This window comes from Ruegeria sp. CDSB136, from assembly GCF_059610965.1.
In genome coordinates this window covers 123893-146476 of the sequence record NZ_JBXWOP010000012.1, presented here as the reverse complement: position 1 = coordinate 146476, position 22584 = coordinate 123893, and the positions used below count along the sequence as shown (strand labels likewise).

Genomic DNA, 22584 nt, shown 5'->3' with positions numbered 1-22584 from the left:
CAGAGCCGTTTCGAATCGAAATAACGGATATTGGATACAAAATCCATAAAAATTCTGCACCAAAGCAAAACGCGCCGAACCGGTGGCTCGACGCGCTGTTTGATCAGGGTTCGGGTGTCAGATTCAGCGCAGGCGCTGCCCGGTTTCCGGGTCGAACAGTAATGCGCGGTCAGGTCGGACCGATATGCCAATTCGTTCGCCCTGCGTGCTGCGTTGATCGTCGCGTTCTTCGACAATCAACCGGTCGCCATTTGGCGTTTCCAGGTAAGAATACGACACCCCGCCAAGCGCTTCGGTCAGGTCAACGGTGCAGGTCTCGCTGCCGCGATCAATCTGGATATGCTCTGGCCGAATGCCCAGTGTGACCTTGTCGGCCCCCGAAGGCACGGACGCTGTAACCGGAATCGACTGATTGAGTGCAGGATGACTGACCTGACCATCAACGACATCGCATTCCAGAAAATTCATCGCAGGCGAGCCAATGAAACCGGCCACAAACCGATTGTCCGGATCACGGTACAAATCCATCGGAGCGCCGACCTGTTCGATCCGCCCGTCCCGCAGCACAACGATCTTGTCGGCCATGGTCATCGCTTCGACCTGATCGTGCGTGACATAAATCATCGTCGCGCCGATTTCGTTGTGCAGTCGCGCAATCTCGACCCGCATCTCGACCCGCAACTCGGCATCGAGGTTCGAAAGCGGCTCATCAAACAGGAACACTTCGGGCCCGCGAACAATGGCGCGCCCGATGGCCACCCTTTGCCGCTGGCCACCCGACAAAGCCTTCGGCTTGCGTTTCAGGTACTGGTCCAGCTTCAGAATTTCCGATGCTTCGTGCACCTTCTTGTCGATTTCGGTTTTCGAGACGCCATTCATGCGCAAACCGAAGCCCATGTTTTCCGCCACCGACATGTGCGGGTAGAGAGCATAGGTCTGAAACACCATTGCCACGCCACGTTTTGCCGGGTCCATATGGGTTACATCCCGCGAACCGATGTTGATTTGCCCTTCGGTCGTTTCCTCAAGCCCGGCGATCATGCGAAGAAGGGTGGACTTGCCGCAACCTGACGGACCCACAAATACGCAGAATTCACCATCTTCGATCTCAAGATCTATGCCGTGAATGACCTGTGTCTGGCCGTAGCGCTTGATCGCGCCGTTTAGAGTTACTCCGGTCATGTCGCATGCATCCTGTCTTTGCGGGTGGTCCTACGGGATTCTGGGAATTGCCATGCCTGAGCTTCCGCGCCGATCTGATCGGCCACATGGCGGACACGGGGAATCCAGGCTTCGAGCTGGGTGAAATCCATCCGTTCCGTGAAACCGGTTACGGAAATTGCGCCCAACATGCGCCCGCCCGAAGTCAGGATCGGGCATGCGATGCAGATGATGCCGGGCTCGTGCTCTTCATCGTCGATCGCATATCCGCGCTGCCGGATCAGTTCCAGATCCGCGCGCAGCGCCTGTTCCGAGGTCAGTGTCTTGTCGGTAAACCGGTGATAGCTTTGTTGCGACACCGCCTTGGTCAACGCCTCGTCATCCAGATGCGCCAACATCGCCTTGCCGACGCCTGTGCAGTATGCGGGGCCGACTTTGCCAGCTTGCGAGAACATTTCGACCGGCTGCGCTGCGTTACGTTTGTCGACATACAAAACCTGACTGGAATCAAGCTGTGCAAGGTGAACTGTTTCCCCTGTTTCCTGACTTAGCGCGTCGAGAAACGGGCGGGCAATCGGGGCCAGTGAGCTTTGGGTCCAGGCATCATGCGCCAACCGCACCAACCTCAGGCCAGGTGCATAGGTCTGACGGTCGGGATCGTAGGACAACATCCTTTGGTGGGTCAGCGATTGCAGAAACCGGTACAACGTCGCCTTGGGGAAACTGCTGTTGTCCAGCAGCTCCGCGAAACGGACCGGGCGTCCGAATGCAGCCACCTGATCCAGCACATCGCATGCTTTCCCAATTGTTCCTTCACCTGCCACGGGCGCTTTTCTCCTCCGTTTGCCCACGGCCGACAGCACGTGGGTCTTGACAAGACTAACCGAGTCGATGTGTAGTTTTCAATATATAAAACTAAGTTTCACTATGTGGAACCTAAATGTGGAAGCTAAGGGAGGAAACCATGCATTCCATCTACAAGCGCACAACGGCCGCGCTGGCCATGAGCGTTGCACTTGCCGTTCCGGCCTATGCCGAACTCACTGGTGAGCTGCGGATTTTCCTGGACACATCCAACCCGGCGCCGCGCGCGACGATGGAAGCGATGATCGGCCGCTTCGCTGAAAAGCACCCGGGGCTGGAAATCGAAACCACAGTGATCGACCGCGAGGCGTATAAGACGCAAATCCGCAACTTCCTGACCGCCGACACGCCGGACGTTGCCACGTGGTATGCCGCCAACCGCATGAAGCCTTACGTCGAAGCAGGCCTGTTCGAGGATGTTTCGGACCTATGGGCCGAGCCTGAGATTGCTGAAAACCTCGCCTCGACCAAGGGCGCGATGACCATCGATGACAAGCAATGGGGTGTACCCTACACCTACTACCAGTGGGGAGTTTATTACCGCAAAGACATCTTTGATGAGTTGGGCCTTAGCGAACCCACCACCTGGGAAGAGGAACTGGCCAACTGCCAGAAAATCGTCGACTCAGGCCGCGCCTGCTATACCATCGGCACCAAATTCCTGTGGACCGCAGGCGGCTGGTTCGACTACCTGAATATGCGCACCAACGGCTTCGACTTCCACAACCAGCTTGCCAATGGCGAAATCAGCTGGGAAGACGACCGGGTCAAGCAAACCTTCGCCAACTGGAAACAGTTGATCGACATGGGCGCGTTCATCGACAATCACCAGACCTACAGCTGGCAAGAGGCCCTGCCCTTCATGGTAAACGGCGAAGCGGCTGCATATCTGATGGGGAATTTCGCTGTCGCGCCGCTAAGGGATGGCGGCCTGACCGACGATCAGTTGGACTTCTACCAGTTCGTGTCCATCAACCCTGATGTCGAAATGGCTGAAGATGCCCCGACAGATACATTCCACATTCCTGCGAATGCATCGAACAAGGAAGCAGCGCGTGAGTTCCTGCGCTTTGTGGTCTCTGCGGAAGAGCAGACTGAAATCAACAATGGCTCGAACCTTGGGCAATTGCCGGTGAACGCACAATCCTCGGTGGATGATGACAAGTTCCTCCAGCAGGGCTTCCAGATGTTGTCGTCGAACAGCCCGGGCGGCGTGGCGCAATTCTGGGACCGGGATGCACCGGCGGAAATGGCAAAAGTGTCTATGGAAGGCTTCCAGGAATTCATGGTCAAACCGGACAATCTGGACCGTATCCTGGCCAAGCTGGAACGCGCACGTGAGCGCATTTACGAAAACTAATCCGGTCGTCGGGCCGGGCACACGCCCGGCCTGCACCTGAACCTGTGTAAGGCGGGTGCCAACTCGCCTTGCTCCTTCCACCTAAACCATGAGTATCCGCATGTCTGCCGTCGACGTCCCCGAACAGGAAAGCTGGTTTCACAGAAATCAGCAGCGCATCGCGCCCTGGCTGTTTCTGGCCCCCGGCCTGCTGTTCTTTATGGTCTATGTGATCATTCCGGTGTTTCAGTCCTTTAACCTGTCGCTTTATGAATGGGACGGTCTTGGTGCGGCTGAATATGTCGGGTTCCGCAACTACGAGGATTTGTACTGGGAATGGGTTGACCGGGATGCATTTTACATCTCTCTCAAAAACAACCTGATCTGGCTGATCCTGTATCTGGCTGCAATTCCCGCCGGCTTGTTCATTGCGCTGTTCCTGAACCAGACGGTCTGGGGCATTCGCCTCTACAAGTCGCTTTTCTTCTTCCCGTTCGTCATCTCTCAGGTAGTTGTGGGCCTCGTCTTTACATGGTTCTACGATCCGACTTTCGGACTTCTCAACGAGTTCCTGGGCTTTTTCGGCGCCGGACCCCTGAATGTCCTGGGAGACGAACGTTTTGTCACCTATGGCATCATCTTGGCGGGCCTCTGGCCTCAAACCGCGTATTGCATGATCTTGTACCTCACCGGCCTGAATGCCGTTGACCCCGAACAGATCGAAGCCGGGCGTCTTGATGGGGCCAAAGGCATGCGGATGCTCTGGCACATCATCCTGCCGCAACTGCGGCCCGCTACTTTCATCGCCTTCGTTGTCACCATCATCGGTGCTCTGCGCAGCTTTGACCTTATCTCAATCATGACTCAGGGCGGCCCCTTCGGCTCCTCCCGCGTCTTGGCTTACTACATGTTCGAGGTCGCCCTGTCCGAATATGGCTTCCGCATGGGGTACGGCGCGGCCATCGCGGTCATCCTGTTCCTGATCATGCTGTGCTTCATCGCTTATTTCCTCTGGTCAATGTACCGCGAAGAGAAGGGGCACTGAGATGTTTCCCAAACCCATCGAAAAACAACCCCGCTCGGCGCAGATTACCTATCAGGCCATGCTGCCACTGGCGCTACTTCTGTGGTTGGGACCATTGCTGGCCGTCGCGCTGTTCTCCGTCAAACCGGCAGCGGATTTCACCAACGCAAACTACTGGGGCATGCCCTCCAGCTTTGAAGGCGCGTTCAACTACGGTCAGGTATTCTTCAACTCGGACATGCCGCGCTATCTGCTGAACTCGTTCATGATCACCATCCCAACGGTGATCGGAGCGGTCGCGCTCAGCTGCATGACGGGGTTTGCGCTGGGGATCTACAAATTCAAGTCAAACATCTGGATCTTCTTCATGTTCGTTGCGGGCAACTTCGTGCCGTTCCAGATCCTGATGGTTCCCGTGCGCGACCTGACGCTGCAACTGGGTCTCTACAATACAAAAACGGGGCTGGTCCTGTTCCACATCGCCTTCCAGACCGGGTTCTGCACACTGTTCATGCGCAACTTCATCCGCGCCCTGCCCTTTGAACTGATCGAGGCCGCCCGTGTCGAAGGTATCAGCGAATGGCGCATCTTCTGGTACGTCGTCCTACCGCTGATGAAACCCGCTATCGCTGCCCTCAGCGTCCTTATCTTCACGTTCATCTGGAACGACTACTTCTGGGCCGTGGTACTGACCCAAGGCGCAGAAAGCCAGCCCGTGACAGCCGGTATCACAAGTTTCAACGCTCAGTTCCGGGCCGCCTACCAGTTGATGAGCGCAGGCTCGATCGTCGCCGCTTTGCCGCCTGTGGCCATGTTCTTCCTCATGCAGAAACACTTCATCGCGGGTCTGACCCTCGGAGCTGTCAAATGACCAAAATTACCTTTATCGGCGCGGGTTCCACGATCTTCATGCAAAACATCGTGGGCGACGCGCTGCTGACCCCCGCGCTTGCCGACAGCCATTTTGCACTGATGGATATCAACCCGGTGCGCCTGGCGGAAAGCGAGGCCGTAGCAAGGGCGATGATCCGTTCGGTTGGAACCGGCGCGACCGTTTCCACCCACACCGACCGCCGGTCGGCCCTGGATGGGGCGGATTTCGTGATCACCGCGTTCCAGGTCGGGGGATACCAGCCCTGCACTGTCACCGATTTCGAGATTCCCAAGCAATACGGCTTGCGTCAGACCATCGCCGACACGCTGGGGGTTGGCGGCATCATGCGCGGGTTACGGACCGTTCCGGTTCTCTTGGACGTGGCGCAGGACATGATGCAGCTTTGTCCCGACGCGACGCTGCTGCAATACGTCAACCCGATGGCGATCAATACATGGGCCCTGGCGGAAAGATTCCCGACGCTGAAACACGTTGGCCTCTGCCATTCGGTCCAGAACACGGTCGAGGAACTGGCCCACGATCTGGACTTGCCCAAAAGCGATATCCGCTACCGGGTGGCCGGCGTCAATCACGTCGCCTTCTTCCTGCGGCTCGAGTACGAGGGGCGCGATCTCTACCCAGCTCTGCGGCAAGGCTACGCCACCGGGAAGCTTCCCAAAGCCCCTCTTTTGATGCCGCGTTGCCCCAACAAGGTACGCTACGAGGTGATGGACCATTTGGGCTATTTCTGCACGGAAAGCTCCGAGCATCTGGCCGAATACGTTCCGTGGTTCATCAAGGACGGGCGCGACGATCTGATCGAGCAGTTCTCGATTCCGCTGGACGAATACCCGACCCGGTGCGAGGAACAGATCGCCGATTGGCAGCAGAAGGCAAAAACTCTGACTGATGGGGGCAACATAGACGTGATCCGCAGTCACGAATTCGCCGCCGACCTCATGAACGCCATCATCACAGACGAACCTTATACGGCCTACGGCAACCTGCCAAACACCGGCCAGATTCCGCAACTTCCATTGGGCGCGGCGGTGGAAACGCCATGTCTGGTGGACAGCAACGGTGTTCAGCCTTCGATTGTGGCTGATATTCCGCCACAACTGATCGCCATGATGCGCACTCAGATCAACGTGCAGGAATTGACCGTCCGCGCCCTGACCGAGCAGAACCCGGAACATATCTATCACGCGGCCATGATGGACCCACACACCGCAGCGGAACTGGACCTGCGGCAGATCCGCAGCCTGGTCACCGATCTGCTGACTGCCCATTCCGACTGGCTTCCCGAATGGTGCCGCCCGGCCCGCGCGGCCTGACCTTCATCTTTTCACAAATACTCAAACCCAACCCGAACCACGAAAAGCAAAACAAGAAATGAAAAAGCGCCGCTCACAACACTGGTACGGAAAACTCGACAAAGATGGGTTCATCCATCGCTCCTGGATGAAAAACCAGGGATTTCCTGATCATGCCTTTGACGGGCGCCCAATCATCGGCATTTGCAACACCTGGTCTGAATTGACACCCTGCAATTCAGGCCTGCGCGATCTGGCCGAGGGCGTGAAACGCGGCGTTTGGGAGGCCGGTGGCTTTCCCGTCGAATTCCCGGTGATGTCGCTGGGCGAAACCCAGATGAAGCCCACCGCCATGCTGTTCCGCAATCTGCTGGCGATGGATGTCGAGGAATCTATCCGCGCCTATGGCATCGACGGCGTCGTGTTGCTGGGCGGTTGCGACAAGACCACGCCGGGCCAGTTGATGGGTGCGGCCTCGGTTGATCTGCCCTCGATCGTCGTCAGTTCGGGCCCGATGCTGAACGGCAAGTATCGCGGGCAGGATATCGGTTCCGGCACCGACGTGTGGAAATTCTCCGAGGCTGTACGCGCGGGGGAAATGACCCTGCAGGATTTCATGAACGCAGAATCCGGCATGTCCCGCAGTGCCGGCGTCTGCATGACCATGGGCACGGCGTCGACCATGGCGTCTCTGGTCGAGGCTATGGGCATGTCGCTGCCCACCAACGCCGCCCTGCCCGCCGTGGATGCCCGCCGCATGGCGCTGGCGCATCTGACCGGCAAGCGGATCGTCGAGATGGTCGACGAAGACCTCAAACCCTCGGACATCCTGACCAAAGAGGCGTTCGAGAACGCCATTCTTGCCAATGCCGCCGTGGGCGGCTCGACCAACGCGGTGGTTCACCTGCTGGCGCTGGCGGGTCGCGTCGGTGTGGACCTGGGCCTTAAGGATTTCGAAATCGGATCCGAGATTCCGCTGTTGGTGAACTGTATGCCGTCGGGTAAATACCTGATGGAGGATTTCTGCTATGCGGGTGGCGTTCCCGTCGTTCTGTCCGAACTGAAACCCTTCCTCCGCCCGGCGAAAACGGTGCTGAACAAAGACATCTCAGCCCACTACGAAGGGGCCGAATGTTTCAACACAGACGTCATCCGCCCCTTTGACGATCCGGTGAAACCCGCCGCGGGCCTGCGCGTTCTGCGCGGCAACCTTGCGCCGAACGGGGCCATCGTGAAACCTTCGGCGGCGACCGATGCGCTGTTGGAAACCGAGGCCGAGGCATACGTTTTCGAAAATATCGAAGACCTGAAAGCCAATATTGACCGCGACGATCTGCCGGTGACGCTCGAAACTATTCTGGTCCTCAAAGGATGCGGCCCCAAAGGTTATCCGGGGATGCCCGAGGTCGGCAACATGCCGATCCCCGCCAGGCTGGTGAAAGAGGGCGTGCGCGACATGATCCGCATTTCCGACGCCCGCATGTCCGGCACCGCATATGGCACTGTCATCCTGCATGTCAGCCCCGAGGCGCAGGCCGGAGGCACGCTGGCCTTGGTCAAAACCGGTGATCGCATCCGGGTTTCCGCCAGCAAAGGCGAACTGGAACTGTTGGTCGATGAAAAGGAACTGGACGCCCGCCACGCCGCGTGGCAACCGGACGACCCCCAGTATTCCCGCGGCTACGCGAAACTCTATATCGACCACGTGCTACAGGCTGATCAGGGGGCAGACCTTGATTTCCTTGTCGGCAAAGACACCCGCCTTGTGACCCGAGAGAGCCACTGATGACCCAAGCCGCCACATTCCACGACCTCAACGGCGCGTCCGTTTTCATCACCGGCGGCGGATCGGGCGTCGGAGCATCCCTGACCGACGGATTCCTCGCACAGGGCGCAAATGTTGCCTTCATTGGCCGCTCGGACGCCAGCGCTTTTGTCGACGAGATGCACCAGAAGCACGGGCGCGCACCGCTGTTTTTGCAAGGTGACATCACCGATACAGAGTTGCTGCACGCGACCATGGCAAAAGCCGCCGAGGCTTACGGGCCGATCAAGGTGCTGGTCAATAACGCCGCGAACGACAAACGGCACGGACTGTCCGAAACCACCACGGAGTTCTGGGACTGGATGATCGAGGTGAACCTCAAGGCTTATTACTTCGCCTGTCAGGAGGCCGCGCGGCAAATGCAGGATGCCGGCGGGTCGATCATCAATTTCTCTTCAATCAGCTACATGATGGGCAACGCGGGATATCCGATCTACACAACATCGAACGCCGGGATCACCGGGATGACAAGGTCGCTTGCGCGCGAGTTGGGTCCGCAGAAAATCCGCGTGAACGCGCTGGCCCCCGGTTGGGTTCTGACGCAGAAACAGCTGGACATGTGGGCCACGCCCGAGGATTTGGCGGCACATATGGAGCGCCAATGTCTGAAAGAACACCTGACACCGGACGACATGATTGCGCCGACACTGTTTCTGGCTTCGGACGCCAGCCGCGCGATGACGGGGCAGTGCATGGTGGTCGATGGCGGCGTCGTTGTTACGGGGTGAGAACATGAACACAGAATGGATCGCGGTTGATTGGGGAACCTCCCATCTGCGCGCCTGGGCAATGCAAGGCGATTCCGTACTGGATCACGCCCAATCCGACCGGGGCATGTCACGTGTTGCGGGGCGCGATTTTCAGCAGGCCCTGCTGGACCTGATTGGAGGCTGGCTTGGCGCTGGTCCGACCGATGTGGTTGCCTGCGGCATGGTTGGCGCCAGGCAGGGTTGGGTCGAGGCCCCCTACTCTGCGGTTCCGTCCGCGCCGCTTCCGGAAATGCCAATCCGTGTGCCGGACACTGATCCGAGTATTCGCGCGTTTGTGGTGCCGGGACTAAAACAGAGCGATCCCGCCGATGTCATGCGCGGCGAAGAAACCCAGATCGCAGGATTTCTGGCAACACGTCCAAACTGGGACGGTGTGATTTGCTTGCCCGGGACACACACGAAATGGGTTCAGGTCAGCTCTGGCGAGGTCGTCAGTTTCCGCACGTTCATGACCGGCGAAATGTTTGATCTGCTTCAGGGGCAATCGGTCCTGCAACACTCGGTTGGCACCGGCTGGGATGAGGCCGCTTTTGCGGAAGCCTTATCAGACACCCTTTCAAAGCCGGAGCAGATGGCGGCCCGTCTATTCGGCCTGCGCGCGGCTGACCTACTGCATGGCCAGGGCAAGGACGGGGCGCGCGCGCGCCTTTCCGGTATTTTGATCGGTGCGGAACTTGCAGCCACGCGCCCCTACTGGCTGGGCCAACAACTGGCCATCATTGGCGCGGAAGGACCATCAGAGGTTTACGCCAAGGCGCTACAGCTACAAGGTGCGTTTGTGGAAACGGCGGACGCCACTTTAGTAACACTGGCAGGTCTGGCTCAAGCGCTTCAACTCACGAGGCAAACCGCATGAGCCGTCCGATCATAGCCATTTTGCGCGGATTGCGCCCGGATGAGGCAGTCCCAGTTGGTCAAGCGCTGCTTGAGGCCGGTATCGACCGGATCGAAGTCCCCCTGAACTCTCCTGACCCGCTGGAGAGCATCCGCATTTTGTCCGCCACCTTCGGCGGTCGCGCTCTTATCGGTGCAGGAACCGTGCTGACACCTGAACAGGCCGAGGCAGTTGCAGCCGCAGGCGGGAGACTGATCGTTTCCCCGAATTGCGATGTGGATGTCATCAGCAAATCCGTTGCGCTGAACATGCAAAGCTGGCCGGGCGTCTACACACCAACCGAGGCATTCGCTGCACTTCGCGCCGGCGCCACCGGGTTGAAACTGTTTCCCGGCATTCTTGCCGGTCCCACAGGACTGGCAGCGTTGCGCCCTGTCCTTCCCGACGGAACACTGGTATTTGCCGTCGGCGGAGCGGGCCCGGACAACTTCCGGGACTGGATCAGGGCAGGCGCGGACGGTTTCGGAATCGGATCAGCCCTGTTCAAACCCGGAATGAGCGTCACGGAGATTGCCGACCGCGCCGGAAAGATCGTGGCGGCGTATGATGAGGCCGTGGAATGACCGAAATCTATGACGAGCGTCCCTGCGCGTTGGGCGAAGGGCCGCTCTGGCATCCGGAACGGCAGCAGTTGTTCTGGTTTGACATCCTTAACCGATGCCTGATGACAAGGGATCAATCCGGGCAAAAAAGCTGGGATCTTGCCGAACATGTTTCTGCAGCTGGCTGGGTGGATCTTGACACGTTACTGATTGCGTCGGAAACGGGATTGTGGCGCTTTGGCCTGAGCAATGGCAGAAAGGAACTGGTCACACCGCTTGAAACCGATAACCCGGTGACACGTTCGAATGACGGGCGGGCTGACCCATGGGGCGGGTTCTGGATCGGGACCATGGGCAAAAACGCTGAACACGGCGCCGGGGCGATCTACAGATATTGGCGGGGTGAATTGCGGCAACTGGTCCCGGACGTGACAATCTCGAACGCGATTTGCTTCGCACCTGACAGGTCCTGCGCCTATTTCGCGGACACCGCTGCCGGGCAGGTGCGTCGTTGGAAACTGGAGGGCAAAACCGGTTGGCCCATTGGCGACAGCTCGGTGTTTCTGGACTTTCGCGAAGCCGGGCTGAACCCTGACGGAGCCGTAACGGATGCCGCAGGCAACATCTGGATCGCGCAATGGGGGGCTGGCCGTGTCGCTGTTTACAGTCCCGAGGGCAGTTTTCTCCGCGCGGTTTCCGTTCCGGCCGCCCACACCTCGTGCCCCGCATTCGGTGGTCAAGACCTGACCACTTTGTTCTGCACAACGGCCCGCCAGGGTCTGGATACGAACGCAATCGAAGCACAACCCACCAATGGCATGACCTTCGCCGCCCGCGGCGCTGGTCAGGGTAGGGCAGAATATCGGGTCATCCTATGAAGCCGGAATTGGGCGTTTGCTATTATCCCGAACATTGGCCCGAAGAGATGTGGCGAGAAGACGCCAGAAGCATGATCGAGGCCGGCCTGCATTGGGTTCGGATCGGGGAATTCGCCTGGAGTAGGATGGAACCCCGCCCGGGAGAATTGCAGTTCGACTGGCTGGACCGGGCGATTGAAACGCTTGGCTCGGCCGGTCTGAAGATTGTTCTGGGTACGCCAACGGCAACACCACCACGCTGGATGCTGGACCGTCATCCGGACATGCTGGCAGTGGACGCTGTGGGGAACCCTCGAAAGTTTGGATCAAGGCGTCACTATTGCTTCAGTCACAAGGGTTACGCGAACGAATGCGGCCGCATCGCCCGGATCATGGGTGAGCGGTACGGGCGCAATCCTCATGTCGTGGCCTGGCAAATCGACAACGAATACGGCTGTCATGACACCACAATCAGCTACAGTCCGGCGGCCTTGCAGGCGTTCCGCCTTTGGCTCGCCGCCGAATACACGAGCATAGACGCGCTGAATGAAGCCTGGGGTAACGTGTTCTGGTCAATGGAATACAGTGAATTCGACCAGATCGACCTTCCAAACCTGACGGTGACCGAGCCGAACCCGGCGCATGTGCTGGCCTTTCGTCGCTTCAGTTCTGATCAGGTCGCGGCTTTCAATAAGGTGCAGGTAGATGAACTGCGTCCGCTGACGGATGCACCATTGCTGCACAACTACATGGGCCGCGTGTTGGAGTTCGACCATTTCGCGGTGGGCAAAGACCTCGATATCGCCACGTGGGACAGCTATCCCATCGGTTTTCTGTCTGACAGGCTTGAAGCGGATGAGGATCATAAATCTGCGTTTCTGCAGCAGGGTGATCCGGACATGCAGGCCTTTCACCATGATCTTTATCGTGCCGTTGGGCGCGGGCGCTGGTGGGTGATGGAACAACAACCCGGACCGGTGAACTGGGCCCCCTATAATCCGGCCCCCCTGCCCGGAATGGTTCGGCTTTGGTCCCTTGAGGCCGTTGCCCATGGTGCCGAAGTTATCAGCTACTTTCGTTGGCGGCAGGCCCCCTTCGGGCAGGAACAGATGCATGCCGGTCTGTTGACACCTGACAATCGCCCCGCTCCTGCATTGGATGAAGTCAGGCGGACGGCAGACATTTTGGCCGGGTTGGGGGAAGTGCGGCAATCGCCTGCCCCAGTTGCAATCGTGTTCGACTACGCCTCGGACTGGGCTTGGAAAACACAGCCGCAAGGTGCCGGTTTCGATTACTTTCGGCTGGTTTTTTCGGCCTATTGCGCCCTTCGCCGTGCTGGGTTGTCTGTTGATTTCATATCTTCAGCGGACAAGGTCGCGGAAAAGTACAGGCTGATCCTTGCGCCCGGTCTGGCAGCGCTGGATGACGGGTTTGAAAGCAGGCTGTCGGAAAGCTGTGATCTTGCCATCCTCGGGCCCCGAACAGGGGCAATCACATCTGAATTTCAAATACCCCAGACAGGCCGTCCCGGCCTGAAGGCACTTAGTTGCAATGTTGACCTTGTGGAAACGCTACCCCCCAACGTTGACCGCGCGGTCGTCGGCGGCGGAGCTGCGAAACACTGGGTCGACCGCGTGTCAGGGGACGCCCCCAATCTGCTTCTGTTTCAGGACAAGTCCCCGGCGCTGAAAGGCGCTGATGGGCTTTGGTATCTGGCGGGGTTTCCGGACGAGGCCCTTTGGGACCGCGTGATTGCTTTGGCCGCTCAAGAGATTGGCCTGTCCTTGCAACCAATGCCACGTGGCCTGCGCCGCCGCCAAACTGCGGATCACGAGATCCTGATCAACTACAACGCTGATCCCGTGGATTGGAACGGCCATGTAATTGATGGATGCGATGTGATCATCCTAAATCGCAAACCGCCCGAACAAGACTGACTTGTCCGGGCGGCGGTCTGGTGTTGGGCGAGTTACGTCTAGTCGCCGCTGTTCAGGCTGTTGGGGTCAAACGCCCCGCCGAAACCCCCGCTTCCACCGTTCGAATCCGAGGGCTGTTCTTCGGGTTCCGAAGCACCGTCGCTCTCATCTCCGCCCAGTGCATTTGGCGCGAACACGTTTCCAAAGCCGCTGTTGTTCGACGGTTTCGGAGCCGATTGCTGGGCGTCGCCCTGTTCGGCCTGTTCCGCCTCGCGCTTTTTGCGCTGTTCTTCGCGCTGCTTGCGCAGCTCCTGAATCCGCTGTTCTGCCTCAAGGCGCTTCTCTTCTTTCACGTTGGCAATGCACTGCGCGGGGTTATATGCCGTAGCAGTACCCACAACGGTGATCGTTGCGACCGAGAATATAACAAGCAATACGGCGGCGGTGTTGCCGGAAAAGAAGCTGGGCAGTTTGATCTTGCCAGCCAATTCCTCAACCGTGGCCTGTTTGCGGGCCGCCGCGACCAGTTCCTGACGCTTCAGCTTTGCTTCGTTCAGCAAGGCAAAGAACACGGTCAGCGCCACGATGATGAAGGCCAGGGCCGAGATCGCAGGCGTGATACCATAGCGGACCTTCTGCGCCAGTTCGATTGTCAGGGTCGGGTATTCGCCGAAGGTGAAGGTGGTCGTGTTGTAGTTCTCGAACGAAGCGAGGAACGCCAACACTGCCGCCGACGCAATCGCGGGGCGCATGAAGGGCAACAGAATTTTGCGGAACGCCTGGGCATGGCTTGCCCCGAGATCCAGCGCCGCTTCGGTCAATGCCACATCATAGCGCTGCAAACGCGCCACCAGCACCAGCATGCAATAGCTGGCAATAAAGGTGGACTGGCCGATCACCGTCAGGAAGATACCGTTGGACAGGAAGCTGTCGGCCCCCAGGCCCAGAAACCGGTTGATCCTGTCCCAAAAAACCAGGGTCGAGATACCCAGAACAACACCGGGGATCAGGATCGGTGCGATGATGACAGTATAGTAGGTCGCCCGAAGCTTAGGCCAGATCTGGGTCAGCATCAGCGCCCCGGCCAGACCCATCGCCACCGACAGGACAACCGTTCCGGCACCGATGATCAGCGAGTTCTTGATGCCGTTCAGAATACGCTGATCCTGAAACAGCTCGCCGAACCACTGGAAGGTTAGGCATTCCCACGGACTCATCCTCGGGAACCCGGACGAGTTGAAAGCGGTGATCGACATGATCACCAGCGGGCCCAGCAGGTACAGGAAAAAGATGACCAGATAGACCCAGATGCTTATGCGGAGGAAGGAATTATTCATTTCCCGATGTCCCCCATGTTCACTTTGAACACACGCATCATCGCCAGAACGAACAGGATACAGGTCACCAGCAGCACGATGGCGTAGGCGGCCCCCTGCGGCCAGTCATTGTTGTCGTTGAACTGCTGATAGATCAGCTGCGTGAACCACAGCGACGATGGACCGCCCAGAATCTGTGGCGCGGCCAGCGCACCGGCGGACAGCATGAACACCATGGTACACCCAGAACTGATACCCGGCTTGGCATATGGAATGACCACGCGCCAGTGAATCCGCCACCAGGGCGCACCCAGATCCCGCGCCGCTTCGATCTGGTTTTTGTCCAGACTTTCAATGACGTTATACATCGGGAAGATCATCAGCAGGATGTAGGCATAGCCCAGACCCGCATAAAGCGCGATATCGTTGCGGATGAAGTCGAACGGCGTATCCCAGATCCCCAGTCCCACGAACAGCGTATTCAGAACACCGGTCTCGCCAAAGATAATCCGCAGGGCAAAGGCGCGCAGGATTTCATTGATCCAGTATGGAATGATCAACATGATCGCGAAAATACGGATTTGATTGCCCTCGGTCTGGCCGAGGTAATAGGCAATCGGATAACAGATGATCAGGTTGAAGATCGTCACACAGACCGCCGCGACAAGCGTTCGAAAGAACACCCGCAGATCGACCACGTTATAATCCTGACTACCACCTTCGGGGCCATAGATCAGGTATTTGTAGTTCTCCAGCGTATAAACGTCCTTGGGCCCGCCGATTTCAGGCGGCGGAAGGTTTGGACGGAAAGAGAAGTCCAACATCGACAGCTGAGGCAAAATGATCAGGCCAATGGTCCAGAAGACCACCAAACCCAAAATTGCCAGTCCCATGCCGGTGCCGTTGCGATTGAAAAATTCTTTCAGAAACCGGGGCATAAGTTCTTCCCCTTATTCCGCTGCCAGCTCACCAGCAGGAACCAGAACCGCGTTGCGGGTCTCGTATTCCAGCGTGATGTTCCGACCGGTGTGATCCTCGAAAGACTGTCCGTTGTTCGGGATCGACACTTTGATCTCTTTGCCGCCTTCACCTTCGGTGAAAATGTTAAAGACGTTGCCCTCGAATTCTTCGTGGTTGACGCGGGCAGTGACGAAATGATTGCCCGTTGCACTGTCCGGCGCTATGGCGAAGGCTTCGGGACGAATGAACATCATCGCGTCGTCGCCTTCCTTCATCTTGCCCTGATTGGCGGTCGAAATCCGTGCAACCAGCTCACCCGAGCGGTTGGTCGAAATCAGGGCCTCATTGCCCATCACCTGCTTGATCTTGCCGCGGAAGACGTTGTTTTCGCCCACGAAAGAGGCTGCAAAAGCCGTATTGGGATCGTTGTAAATGGTTTTACCGTCGGCGATCTGGTCGATGACACCTGCTCGCATCACGGCGATGTTGTCCGACATGGTCAGCGCCTCACCCTGATCGTGCGTGATGTAGATGAACGTGATGCCCACACGCTGTTGAATTTCTCGCAGTTCGGTCCGCATGTGCTGGCGCAGCTTGAGGTCCAGGGCGGACAGTGGTTCGTCCAGCAACAGCACATCGGGTTCGGCACACAGGGCACGTGCGATTGCCACACGCTGACGCTGACCGCCCGACAATTCGCTGGGCAGTTTGTCGCCCTGCCCCGGCAGCGCGATCATGTCCAGCAGTTCGTCCGCACGTTTGCGACGTTCGGCAGCGCTGGCGCCCTTGATTTCCATCGAGAAGGTGATGTTTTCCCAGACCTTCATCAGCGGAAACAGGGCCAGGTTTTGAAAGATCAGCGCAGTAGGACGCTTGTTGGGCCCGATCCCCCGCATATTGTTGCCGCCGATCAGGACGTTCCCTTCACTCGGCTCCAGAAAACCCGACACAGCGCGCAGGATGGTTGTCTTGCCGCAGCCCGAGGGGCCGAGGAACGAAAAGAAGTCGCCCCCGTTGATATTTACGTTTGCATCTCGCACGGCGACAAAATCACCGAAACGGATCCACAGGTTTTCCAGATCGACTCCGACCCCTGCACTCATTTTTGGTATCTCCCTGGAGCACGGCCCGCGACCGTGTCACATTTCAGTCCGTCGCACCGGGGCGGCGTACGGAAACAGCCCCCCGCGCCAGCGCGAGGGGCCAGATTTCAAGGCGATCAGGCGCTCTTGAACTTGTTGACGAACTCGGTCCGGGTTTCCGCGTACCAAGGTGCTTCGGCCGGCCACGGATTGAGGTTGGCCAGCGAGTCGCCTGGATAGGCCTCGGCGAAGTTCTTCTTGTAGGTGTCGCCCGAATATTGGTCGGCACCCAGCACCGGCGAGTTGTAGCCGTGGCTGTCAATTGCAACACCGGCAGGCTTGGCCTGATAGGCAAAGTCGATGAATGCATAGACCTGGTCGATATTCGCCGCACCTGACGGCATCGAAATACCGTCAACCCAGGCCATTGCGCCTTCGACAGGTGCCTGATAGTGCACAGGCTCACCTGCGGACTTGAGCGCCAGCGGCGGGCCGTCCCAGGTTTGGCCGACAACAACGCCTTCATTTAAAAGACCGTTCTTCTGTGTGTCCGCGTCGTTCCAGATCAGCTTGATCCGGTCCTTGCGCGCGATGCACCAGTCGGCGATCTGACCCCAGACTTTGCGCATGGTCTCTTCGTCGCCATATGCGGCCCAGACCGAACCCGGCTCCATCTCACCGGAACGTTCCATATAAAGACCCGCACCCAGCATCATCGAGTGCGCGCGGCCCATGGTCTTGCCGGCGTTTTCCTCGGACCAGACGTCGCCATAAGACGGTGCGTCACCTTCAGGCAGCCACAGATCAGTGCGATATGCGATGCCTTCGGTGCCCCAGATATGCGGCAGCCAGTGCGCGCCACTATCGCCGAAGTTCCAGGCATCCGTACCGATCTTCGCCATCGCCGGGTTCACCAGATCAATCGGAACCTTGTTCATGTCAAACGGCTGCAGCAGTTCCAGCGGCTCCCACTGGAGCGAGCGGTTGTTGGTGGGCGAGATGATGTCAAAGCCCTGGCCTTTGGTGGCCTTCATCTTGTTGATGATTTCTTCGTTCGACCCGATACCGGTGTAGTTGACCTTGATACCAGTCAGGGTCTCGAACTCTTCGATGAAGGACGGCGGCAGGTAATCCGACCACATCAGGATGTTGATCTCACCCGAAGATGCCAAAGCGGACTTGCTGTATAGTGGCGCTGCCAGCGCCGCTGCACCGGCCCCTTTAAGGACTGTACGACGTGTTACAGTTTTACGGTTTTCCATTGAGTGTACTCCCATTGTTGGAACGTCTTGTTTTTGTTTTGTAGTCGCAGGCTAGAACTTTGCGGCAAGCCTGTCAGGCCAAAAGTGACAGTTGACAAAAATAATAGGTCCAGATCGTCGGCCAACCGATTGGAAAACCTGGTTAAGCCACTGAGCCATCACGCCAGATGGCCAGGTCACACGGGCCAATACTGGCTTGTCCGACCAAAAATCGGCGGTTTTTGTCTTCAGGCAATGTTACTGCGACGTCACCAAAATTGAATGCGAATGTCAGGTCGCCACGGCGGGTGATGCGCACGTCAGGCCCAAGATCACTGCCAATTACTCCTGCCCAGTCCAAAGTTTCGGCGACAATCGCGTGCAGCAGCCCTTTTAGCGGAATCATCGCCAGGTAAGTGGCACGCGCCGAACGCACGGCCGCCGGGCTTCCATCGCGGTAGGGGCTTTCGAATCGCGCGATAACGTCCTGATCCGTCTCCACGATCTCGCGCCAGCCTGTGAACCCATGCGTCTCTCCATTAGTCAGGCGAACGCGTTCCGCCGCCAAATCCGGCAGCGACTCCACCCGCAGGACACGCAGTCCGGTCAAATTTGACAAAAGTCCGGGTGCCAGCCCCTCGGGGGTATGCATGTCGGGCGTTTTGCTGCCAGACCGTGCGCCGATCAGCAATTTTGCCGTGCAGTTCTTCAGCTTCTCGGCAAGATCGGGTGTGATGATCATGCTTTGCGGCAATGCAACCAGCGCATAGCCTGACAAATCGCTGTCCGGCCCCACGAAATCCAGATCCACCCCATACCGCCGGAATGCGGCATACCATTCACGCACGATCTGCGCGTTTGGAAACGCATCGTCATGCGGAAGGATGTCCGCAGCCCAAATCGACTCGTAGTCCAGCAGCATGGCGACCTGCGCCCGTTCACGGACTTGTTCCGGCAGGTTATCACGTTCCGCTGCAACCTGCGCCAGCTCGACCGATGCCTGATCAGGGCTGCCATCCGATCTCTGCAAAGCAGTGTGGAATTGTTCCTGAGCGAACCTGGCCTGGCGCCACCGAAAAAACATCACTGCCTGCGCGCCATGCGCATAGGCCGCCCACGTCCATAGCCGCACCATTCCATCCGCTGGCGAGGGGTTTTTCTCTGCCCAATCCACCGGACCTGGCTGCTGTTCCAGCACCCACATCCGGCCATTTCCCTGGCTTCGGTAAAGATCGCAGTGAAACCCCTGATAATCCGGTGCCCCGGTGCGTAGGTACCGGTGCTTTTCCTCGTCCGTCAGCGTCGAACCCAGCAAGTTTCCCAGCGGGTAACTGTCGAAACCCACGATATCCAGATCAGCACCAACGGCGTGATGATCAAACTCGAAACTGCCCGCCATAAAGTTATGCGTGATGTCCCGTCCCGGTGAAAACTGCCGCAGGATATCCACCTGGGTCCGATTGAACAGCCGCACCCGGTCCGAAGAATACCGCGCGAAATCAAGCGAGTGGGTCGGGTTGGGCATGGCAACCAACCCGTTCGGCAGCCCGATCTGCTCAAAGTCCGAATAGACCGTGCTCCAGAAAACCGTTCCCCAAGTCCGGTTCAGGTTTTCAATCGTCGCGTACCGCTCGGCCAGCCAGCGCTGAAAACCGCGGCGCGCCGCGTCCGAATAGCTGAGAACGGTATCGTGGTCATTGTATTCATTGTCGATCTGCCAGGCGTGAACACAGGGGTTTTGCCCGTAACGGCGGGCATATTCGGTGGCGATCCGCCTGACTTCGGCCAGGTAGATGTCACTGGAGAAACAGTAGTGCCTGCGCGATCCGAACCCGCGCACCCGGCCATCCGGACCCACAGGAAGGATCTCAGGATGCTGATCAATCAACCATTTCGGCGGCGCGGCAGTGGGCGTGGACATCATCACGCGCAAGCCAGCCTCGCCCAGAATGCCAATCACCTCGTCCAGCCAGCCCCATTTGAACCGCCCGCGCTCAGGCTCGATCAGACCCCACGTGAACTCGGCAATGCGCACCCAGTCCAGCCCCATGTCCGCCATCCGCGCAGCATCGTCACGCCACTGCGACGCGTCCCATTGTTCCGGGTAATAGCAGACCCCAAGTTCCAGTTTACTCATCTGTTTTCTCTTGCGGTCCGCCGCTCGATCCATTTCAGGAAGCTGGCGCAGCCAAGGGTAATGACCACGTACAAAATGGCCGCAGTGTTGAACGGAGCGAAAGGCAGAAAGCTGGCGGCCTGAAACTCGCGCATGCGCTGAGTCATGTCGCGCACCGACAGAATTGACAGCAATGACGTATCTTTGATCATGGCGATGAATTCATTGCCCAATGGGGGGGTCACGATCCGCAGCGCTTGTGGCAGAATGATCAGCCGCGCAGTCTGCCAGCGCGACAGGCCCAATGACCCGCCCGCCTCGATCTGTCCTCGTGGGATGGCCTCGATGCCGGACCGGAAGATTTCGGCCATATAAGCCGAATAGCCCACCGAAATGGCGATGATACCACGGGTCATATTGGTCATGTCGATGCCGCCGCCAGTGGCATCCTTTACCGCGCCCGCCAGCGGCAGACCGATGTAAAGGATGATCACCAGCATCGGTATGCCCCGGATCGTGTCCACAAAGAACTCGGCCCCGACCGCAAGAGGATGCAGTTTGTGCTGCGCCCCACCTATCGTCAGGGTCAGAAGCAGAAAGCCGAAAACCGCAAAGGCCAGCGCCGGGTTTCGGTATTTGTCGGGCAGGAACGTGGTCTGCCAGATCACCGGGTACCCTTTGGTATTTGTCCCGGCGGGAACAAAGGCACCCGACACGCTGTCCACGGACTCGATCTGATCCAGCGCGCTGACGGCATCCGGTGCACTGCGAATGCGATATTGCTGACCTTCGCCGCCCTCGAATTCGCCAAACCGAATGATGTCTGCCTGCGCCTGCGGCGTACCGCGCACAATGGCAATGCGGGCCTCGGTTGTACCGATCAGTTCATAGCTGACCTGCGGCTGCATGAAGAAAAAGGCCGAGGCTGCCAGCAGGGCCAGACTGATCGAGCCATAGACCATCGTTGTTCTGGCCTTGGGCTTGAAAGACTGCAATCCGACCCAGATCAGCCCCAGGATCGCGGCAAAGATATAGGCAAATATTGCCGCCCGGAAGGTGATTGCGACACCGGTCGCAAACTGCCAGTGCGCCATGAACATCAGATAAAACAGTGCGGCACCGGTAAGAATCTCTAACCCCAACCGGACATAACCGCGCATGGCAGGTGGCAGGTTTGGCGAAATCAGGATCACGGCCACCAAAGCCGCATAGACGCAAAGCAGTACCTGCAAACCGCTCTGAACCTGTTGAACCACTTCCGGGAACAGAACCCATGTCTGCTCTGATCGGTCAATAAGCGCTGACGTATTTTCGCTGAGCACGTGAAAGAACACGGATTCGGCAAATGGCATCAAAATTTGTGGGGCCACGAAGCCCAGAACCGCCAGCGCTGCGGCCGCTGGCAATGCCGCCAAGGCCGCACCGCGCAACCACAAGGGCGCGACCGTCTGAAACCGGGCGTTGCGGGCGCAAAGATAACCCAGCGCGGCCACTGTCAGGATCAGCAGGAACCCGACAAAGATCGCGCCTGCATTGTTGCCAATACCCAGAATGGCAATCAGGGATCGCAGATATTTTGAAGACGTTGCAAAGAGATAGATGATAAACGGAGCCGCGGCGAGCAATACAAGATTGCTCGGCCGGATCGAGCTGAGGCGGGACATGGGATTTCTTCGACCTCTCTGCTGGGGTTGGATCCGGCGGTCAGAACCGCCGGACCATCTGTTCGTTCAGAGGATCACTCGGTACTCCAGTACTTGCCGACCAGGGCATCCAGCGTGCCATCTTCCTTGATCGCCGCCAGCCCTTCGTTGATCGCGTCAACGGTGGCGTCACCTTCCTGAAACACGATGCCCAGCGGATCGGACTGCAGACCGGTGATACCCACGGTCAGTTCACCTGCAAACTCCTGCTCGTACGCCGCAGCAGAAGTTCCGTCGATGATGACGCCCTGCACATCGGCGTTCTGCAGCGCCAAAATAGCGGCCGAGAAATTATCATACAGGCTGACATTCTCACGCCCGACCAGTTCTTCGGCCAGCTGCGCATTGGTGGTACCGGTTTGCGCCGCCAGTTTCTGGCCGCCAGCCTTGAAGTCATCCAGTGTCATGTCAGAGTTATCGACCTGCAGCAGGATGGCCTGGCTGACCACGATATAGGGGTCCGAGAAATCCATAGTTTCTTCGCGTTCCGGAGTGATCGACACGCCCGAGATCACCAGATCGAATTCGCCCTGTTGAAGCGCCGCAAAGATGCCGTCCCAGGCGGTGTTCACGAAGTTCGGAACGCAATTCACCTTTTCACAGATCGCGTTCATCACATCCACGTCAAAACCCACGATCTGGCCCGTGGATTCATCAACGGTTTCCATCGGTGGATAGGTGGCATCGGTTCCGATTTTGAGCACGCGCCCTTCCAGATCGGCGGCCATGGCCACGGGTGCGGTCAGCGCGGTCAGCGCCGCTGCGGCAAACAAGTTCTTGAACATT

Annotated in this window: 19 protein-coding genes; 10 read left to right on the top strand and 9 right to left on the bottom strand. The window is 58.2% G+C overall.

Annotated features, from left to right (window positions below; genetic code table 11):
• Positions 1–123 precede the first annotated feature (123 nt).
• On the bottom strand, positions 124–1182 hold the full coding sequence (locus AC2FIR_RS14250) for an ABC transporter ATP-binding protein (RefSeq protein ID WP_496746319.1): 1059 nt from the start codon (positions 1180–1182) through the stop codon (positions 124–126).
• The gene (locus tag AC2FIR_RS14245) at positions 1179–1985 is read right to left on the bottom strand and encodes an IclR family transcriptional regulator (RefSeq protein WP_170611200.1); all 807 of its coding nucleotides are present in this window, start codon (positions 1983–1985) and stop codon (positions 1179–1181) included. Before AC2FIR_RS14245 ends, AC2FIR_RS14250 begins: the two co-directional genes overlap by 4 nt.
• 140 nt (positions 1986–2125) lie before the next feature.
• Between AC2FIR_RS14245 and AC2FIR_RS14240 the strand changes: the two genes are divergently transcribed.
• The 10 genes from AC2FIR_RS14240 to AC2FIR_RS14195 all read left to right on the top strand — a co-directional run bounded on the left by AC2FIR_RS14240 (position 2126) and on the right by AC2FIR_RS14195 (position 13401).
• Positions 2126–3385, top strand: coding sequence for an ABC transporter substrate-binding protein (locus tag AC2FIR_RS14240; RefSeq protein WP_170611203.1), 1260 nt, complete (start codon positions 2126–2128; stop codon positions 3383–3385).
• A 100-nt stretch (positions 3386–3485) separates the two neighbouring features.
• Positions 3486–4409, top strand: coding sequence for a carbohydrate ABC transporter permease (locus AC2FIR_RS14235; RefSeq protein ID WP_170611206.1), 924 nt, complete (start codon positions 3486–3488; stop codon positions 4407–4409).
• 1 nt (position 4410) lies between these two features.
• Complete coding sequence (locus tag AC2FIR_RS14230; RefSeq protein WP_170619379.1) at positions 4411–5259, top strand: carbohydrate ABC transporter permease; 849 nt, start codon at positions 4411–4413, stop codon at positions 5257–5259.
• The gene (locus AC2FIR_RS14225) at positions 5256–6596 is read left to right on the top strand and encodes an alpha-glucosidase/alpha-galactosidase (protein ID WP_496746317.1); all 1341 of its coding nucleotides are present in this window, start codon (positions 5256–5258) and stop codon (positions 6594–6596) included. Before AC2FIR_RS14230 ends, AC2FIR_RS14225 begins: the two co-directional genes overlap by 4 nt.
• A 58-nt stretch (positions 6597–6654) precedes the next feature.
• Positions 6655–8361, top strand: coding sequence for an IlvD/Edd family dehydratase (locus AC2FIR_RS14220; protein ID WP_496762578.1), 1707 nt, complete (start codon positions 6655–6657; stop codon positions 8359–8361).
• Positions 8361–9128 (top strand): SDR family NAD(P)-dependent oxidoreductase, encoded by a 768-nt coding sequence (locus AC2FIR_RS14215; RefSeq protein WP_496746314.1) that lies wholly within the window; start codon positions 8361–8363, stop codon positions 9126–9128. The genes AC2FIR_RS14220 and AC2FIR_RS14215 overlap by 1 nt, the downstream gene beginning before the upstream one ends.
• A gap of 4 nt (positions 9129–9132) precedes the next feature.
• Entirely contained in the window at positions 9133–10026 is an 894-nt protein-coding gene (locus AC2FIR_RS14210; RefSeq protein WP_496746312.1) for a 2-dehydro-3-deoxygalactonokinase, read from the top strand.
• On the top strand, positions 10023–10628 hold the full coding sequence (locus tag AC2FIR_RS14205; protein WP_170681339.1) for a 2-dehydro-3-deoxy-6-phosphogalactonate aldolase: 606 nt from the start codon (positions 10023–10025) through the stop codon (positions 10626–10628). Before AC2FIR_RS14210 ends, AC2FIR_RS14205 begins: the two co-directional genes overlap by 4 nt.
• Positions 10625–11485, top strand: a complete 861-nt coding sequence (locus AC2FIR_RS14200) for an SMP-30/gluconolactonase/LRE family protein (RefSeq protein ID WP_496746311.1) — start codon at positions 10625–10627, stop codon at positions 11483–11485. Before AC2FIR_RS14205 ends, AC2FIR_RS14200 begins: the two co-directional genes overlap by 4 nt.
• Positions 11482–13401 carry a beta-galactosidase gene (locus tag AC2FIR_RS14195; RefSeq protein ID WP_496746309.1) on the top strand — a complete coding sequence of 640 codons (1920 nt, stop codon included), beginning with the start codon at positions 11482–11484 and terminating at the stop codon, positions 13399–13401. The genes AC2FIR_RS14200 and AC2FIR_RS14195 overlap by 4 nt, the downstream gene beginning before the upstream one ends.
• Positions 13402–13439: 38 nt before the next feature.
• On the opposite strand, the gene AC2FIR_RS14190 is transcribed toward AC2FIR_RS14195, so the two are convergent.
• The 7 genes from AC2FIR_RS14190 to AC2FIR_RS14160 all read right to left on the bottom strand — a co-directional run bounded on the left by AC2FIR_RS14190 (position 13440) and on the right by AC2FIR_RS14160 (position 22583).
• On the bottom strand, positions 13440–14717 hold the full coding sequence (locus tag AC2FIR_RS14190) for an ABC transporter permease (protein ID WP_496746308.1): 1278 nt from the start codon (positions 14715–14717) through the stop codon (positions 13440–13442).
• The gene (locus tag AC2FIR_RS14185) at positions 14714–15634 is read right to left on the bottom strand and encodes an ABC transporter permease (protein WP_170611235.1); all 921 of its coding nucleotides are present in this window, start codon (positions 15632–15634) and stop codon (positions 14714–14716) included. The genes AC2FIR_RS14190 and AC2FIR_RS14185 overlap by 4 nt, the downstream gene beginning before the upstream one ends.
• A gap of 12 nt (positions 15635–15646) precedes the next feature.
• Complete coding sequence (locus AC2FIR_RS14180) at positions 15647–16759, bottom strand: ABC transporter ATP-binding protein (protein WP_170611238.1); 1113 nt, start codon at positions 16757–16759, stop codon at positions 15647–15649.
• 116 nt (positions 16760–16875) lie between these two features.
• On the bottom strand, positions 16876–18000 hold the full coding sequence (locus AC2FIR_RS14175; RefSeq protein WP_170611241.1) for an extracellular solute-binding protein: 1125 nt from the start codon (positions 17998–18000) through the stop codon (positions 16876–16878).
• A gap of 142 nt (positions 18001–18142) precedes the next feature.
• Positions 18143–20116, bottom strand: a complete 1974-nt coding sequence (locus AC2FIR_RS14170) for a beta-galactosidase (protein ID WP_496762576.1) — start codon at positions 20114–20116, stop codon at positions 18143–18145.
• Entirely contained in the window at positions 20113–21759 is a 1647-nt protein-coding gene (locus AC2FIR_RS14165; protein ID WP_496746304.1) for an amino acid ABC transporter permease, read from the bottom strand. The genes AC2FIR_RS14170 and AC2FIR_RS14165 overlap by 4 nt, the downstream gene beginning before the upstream one ends.
• 74 nt (positions 21760–21833) lie before the next feature.
• Entirely contained in the window at positions 21834–22583 is a 750-nt protein-coding gene (locus tag AC2FIR_RS14160) for a basic amino acid ABC transporter substrate-binding protein (RefSeq protein ID WP_170611251.1), read from the bottom strand.
• Position 22584: the final 1 nt, after the last annotated feature.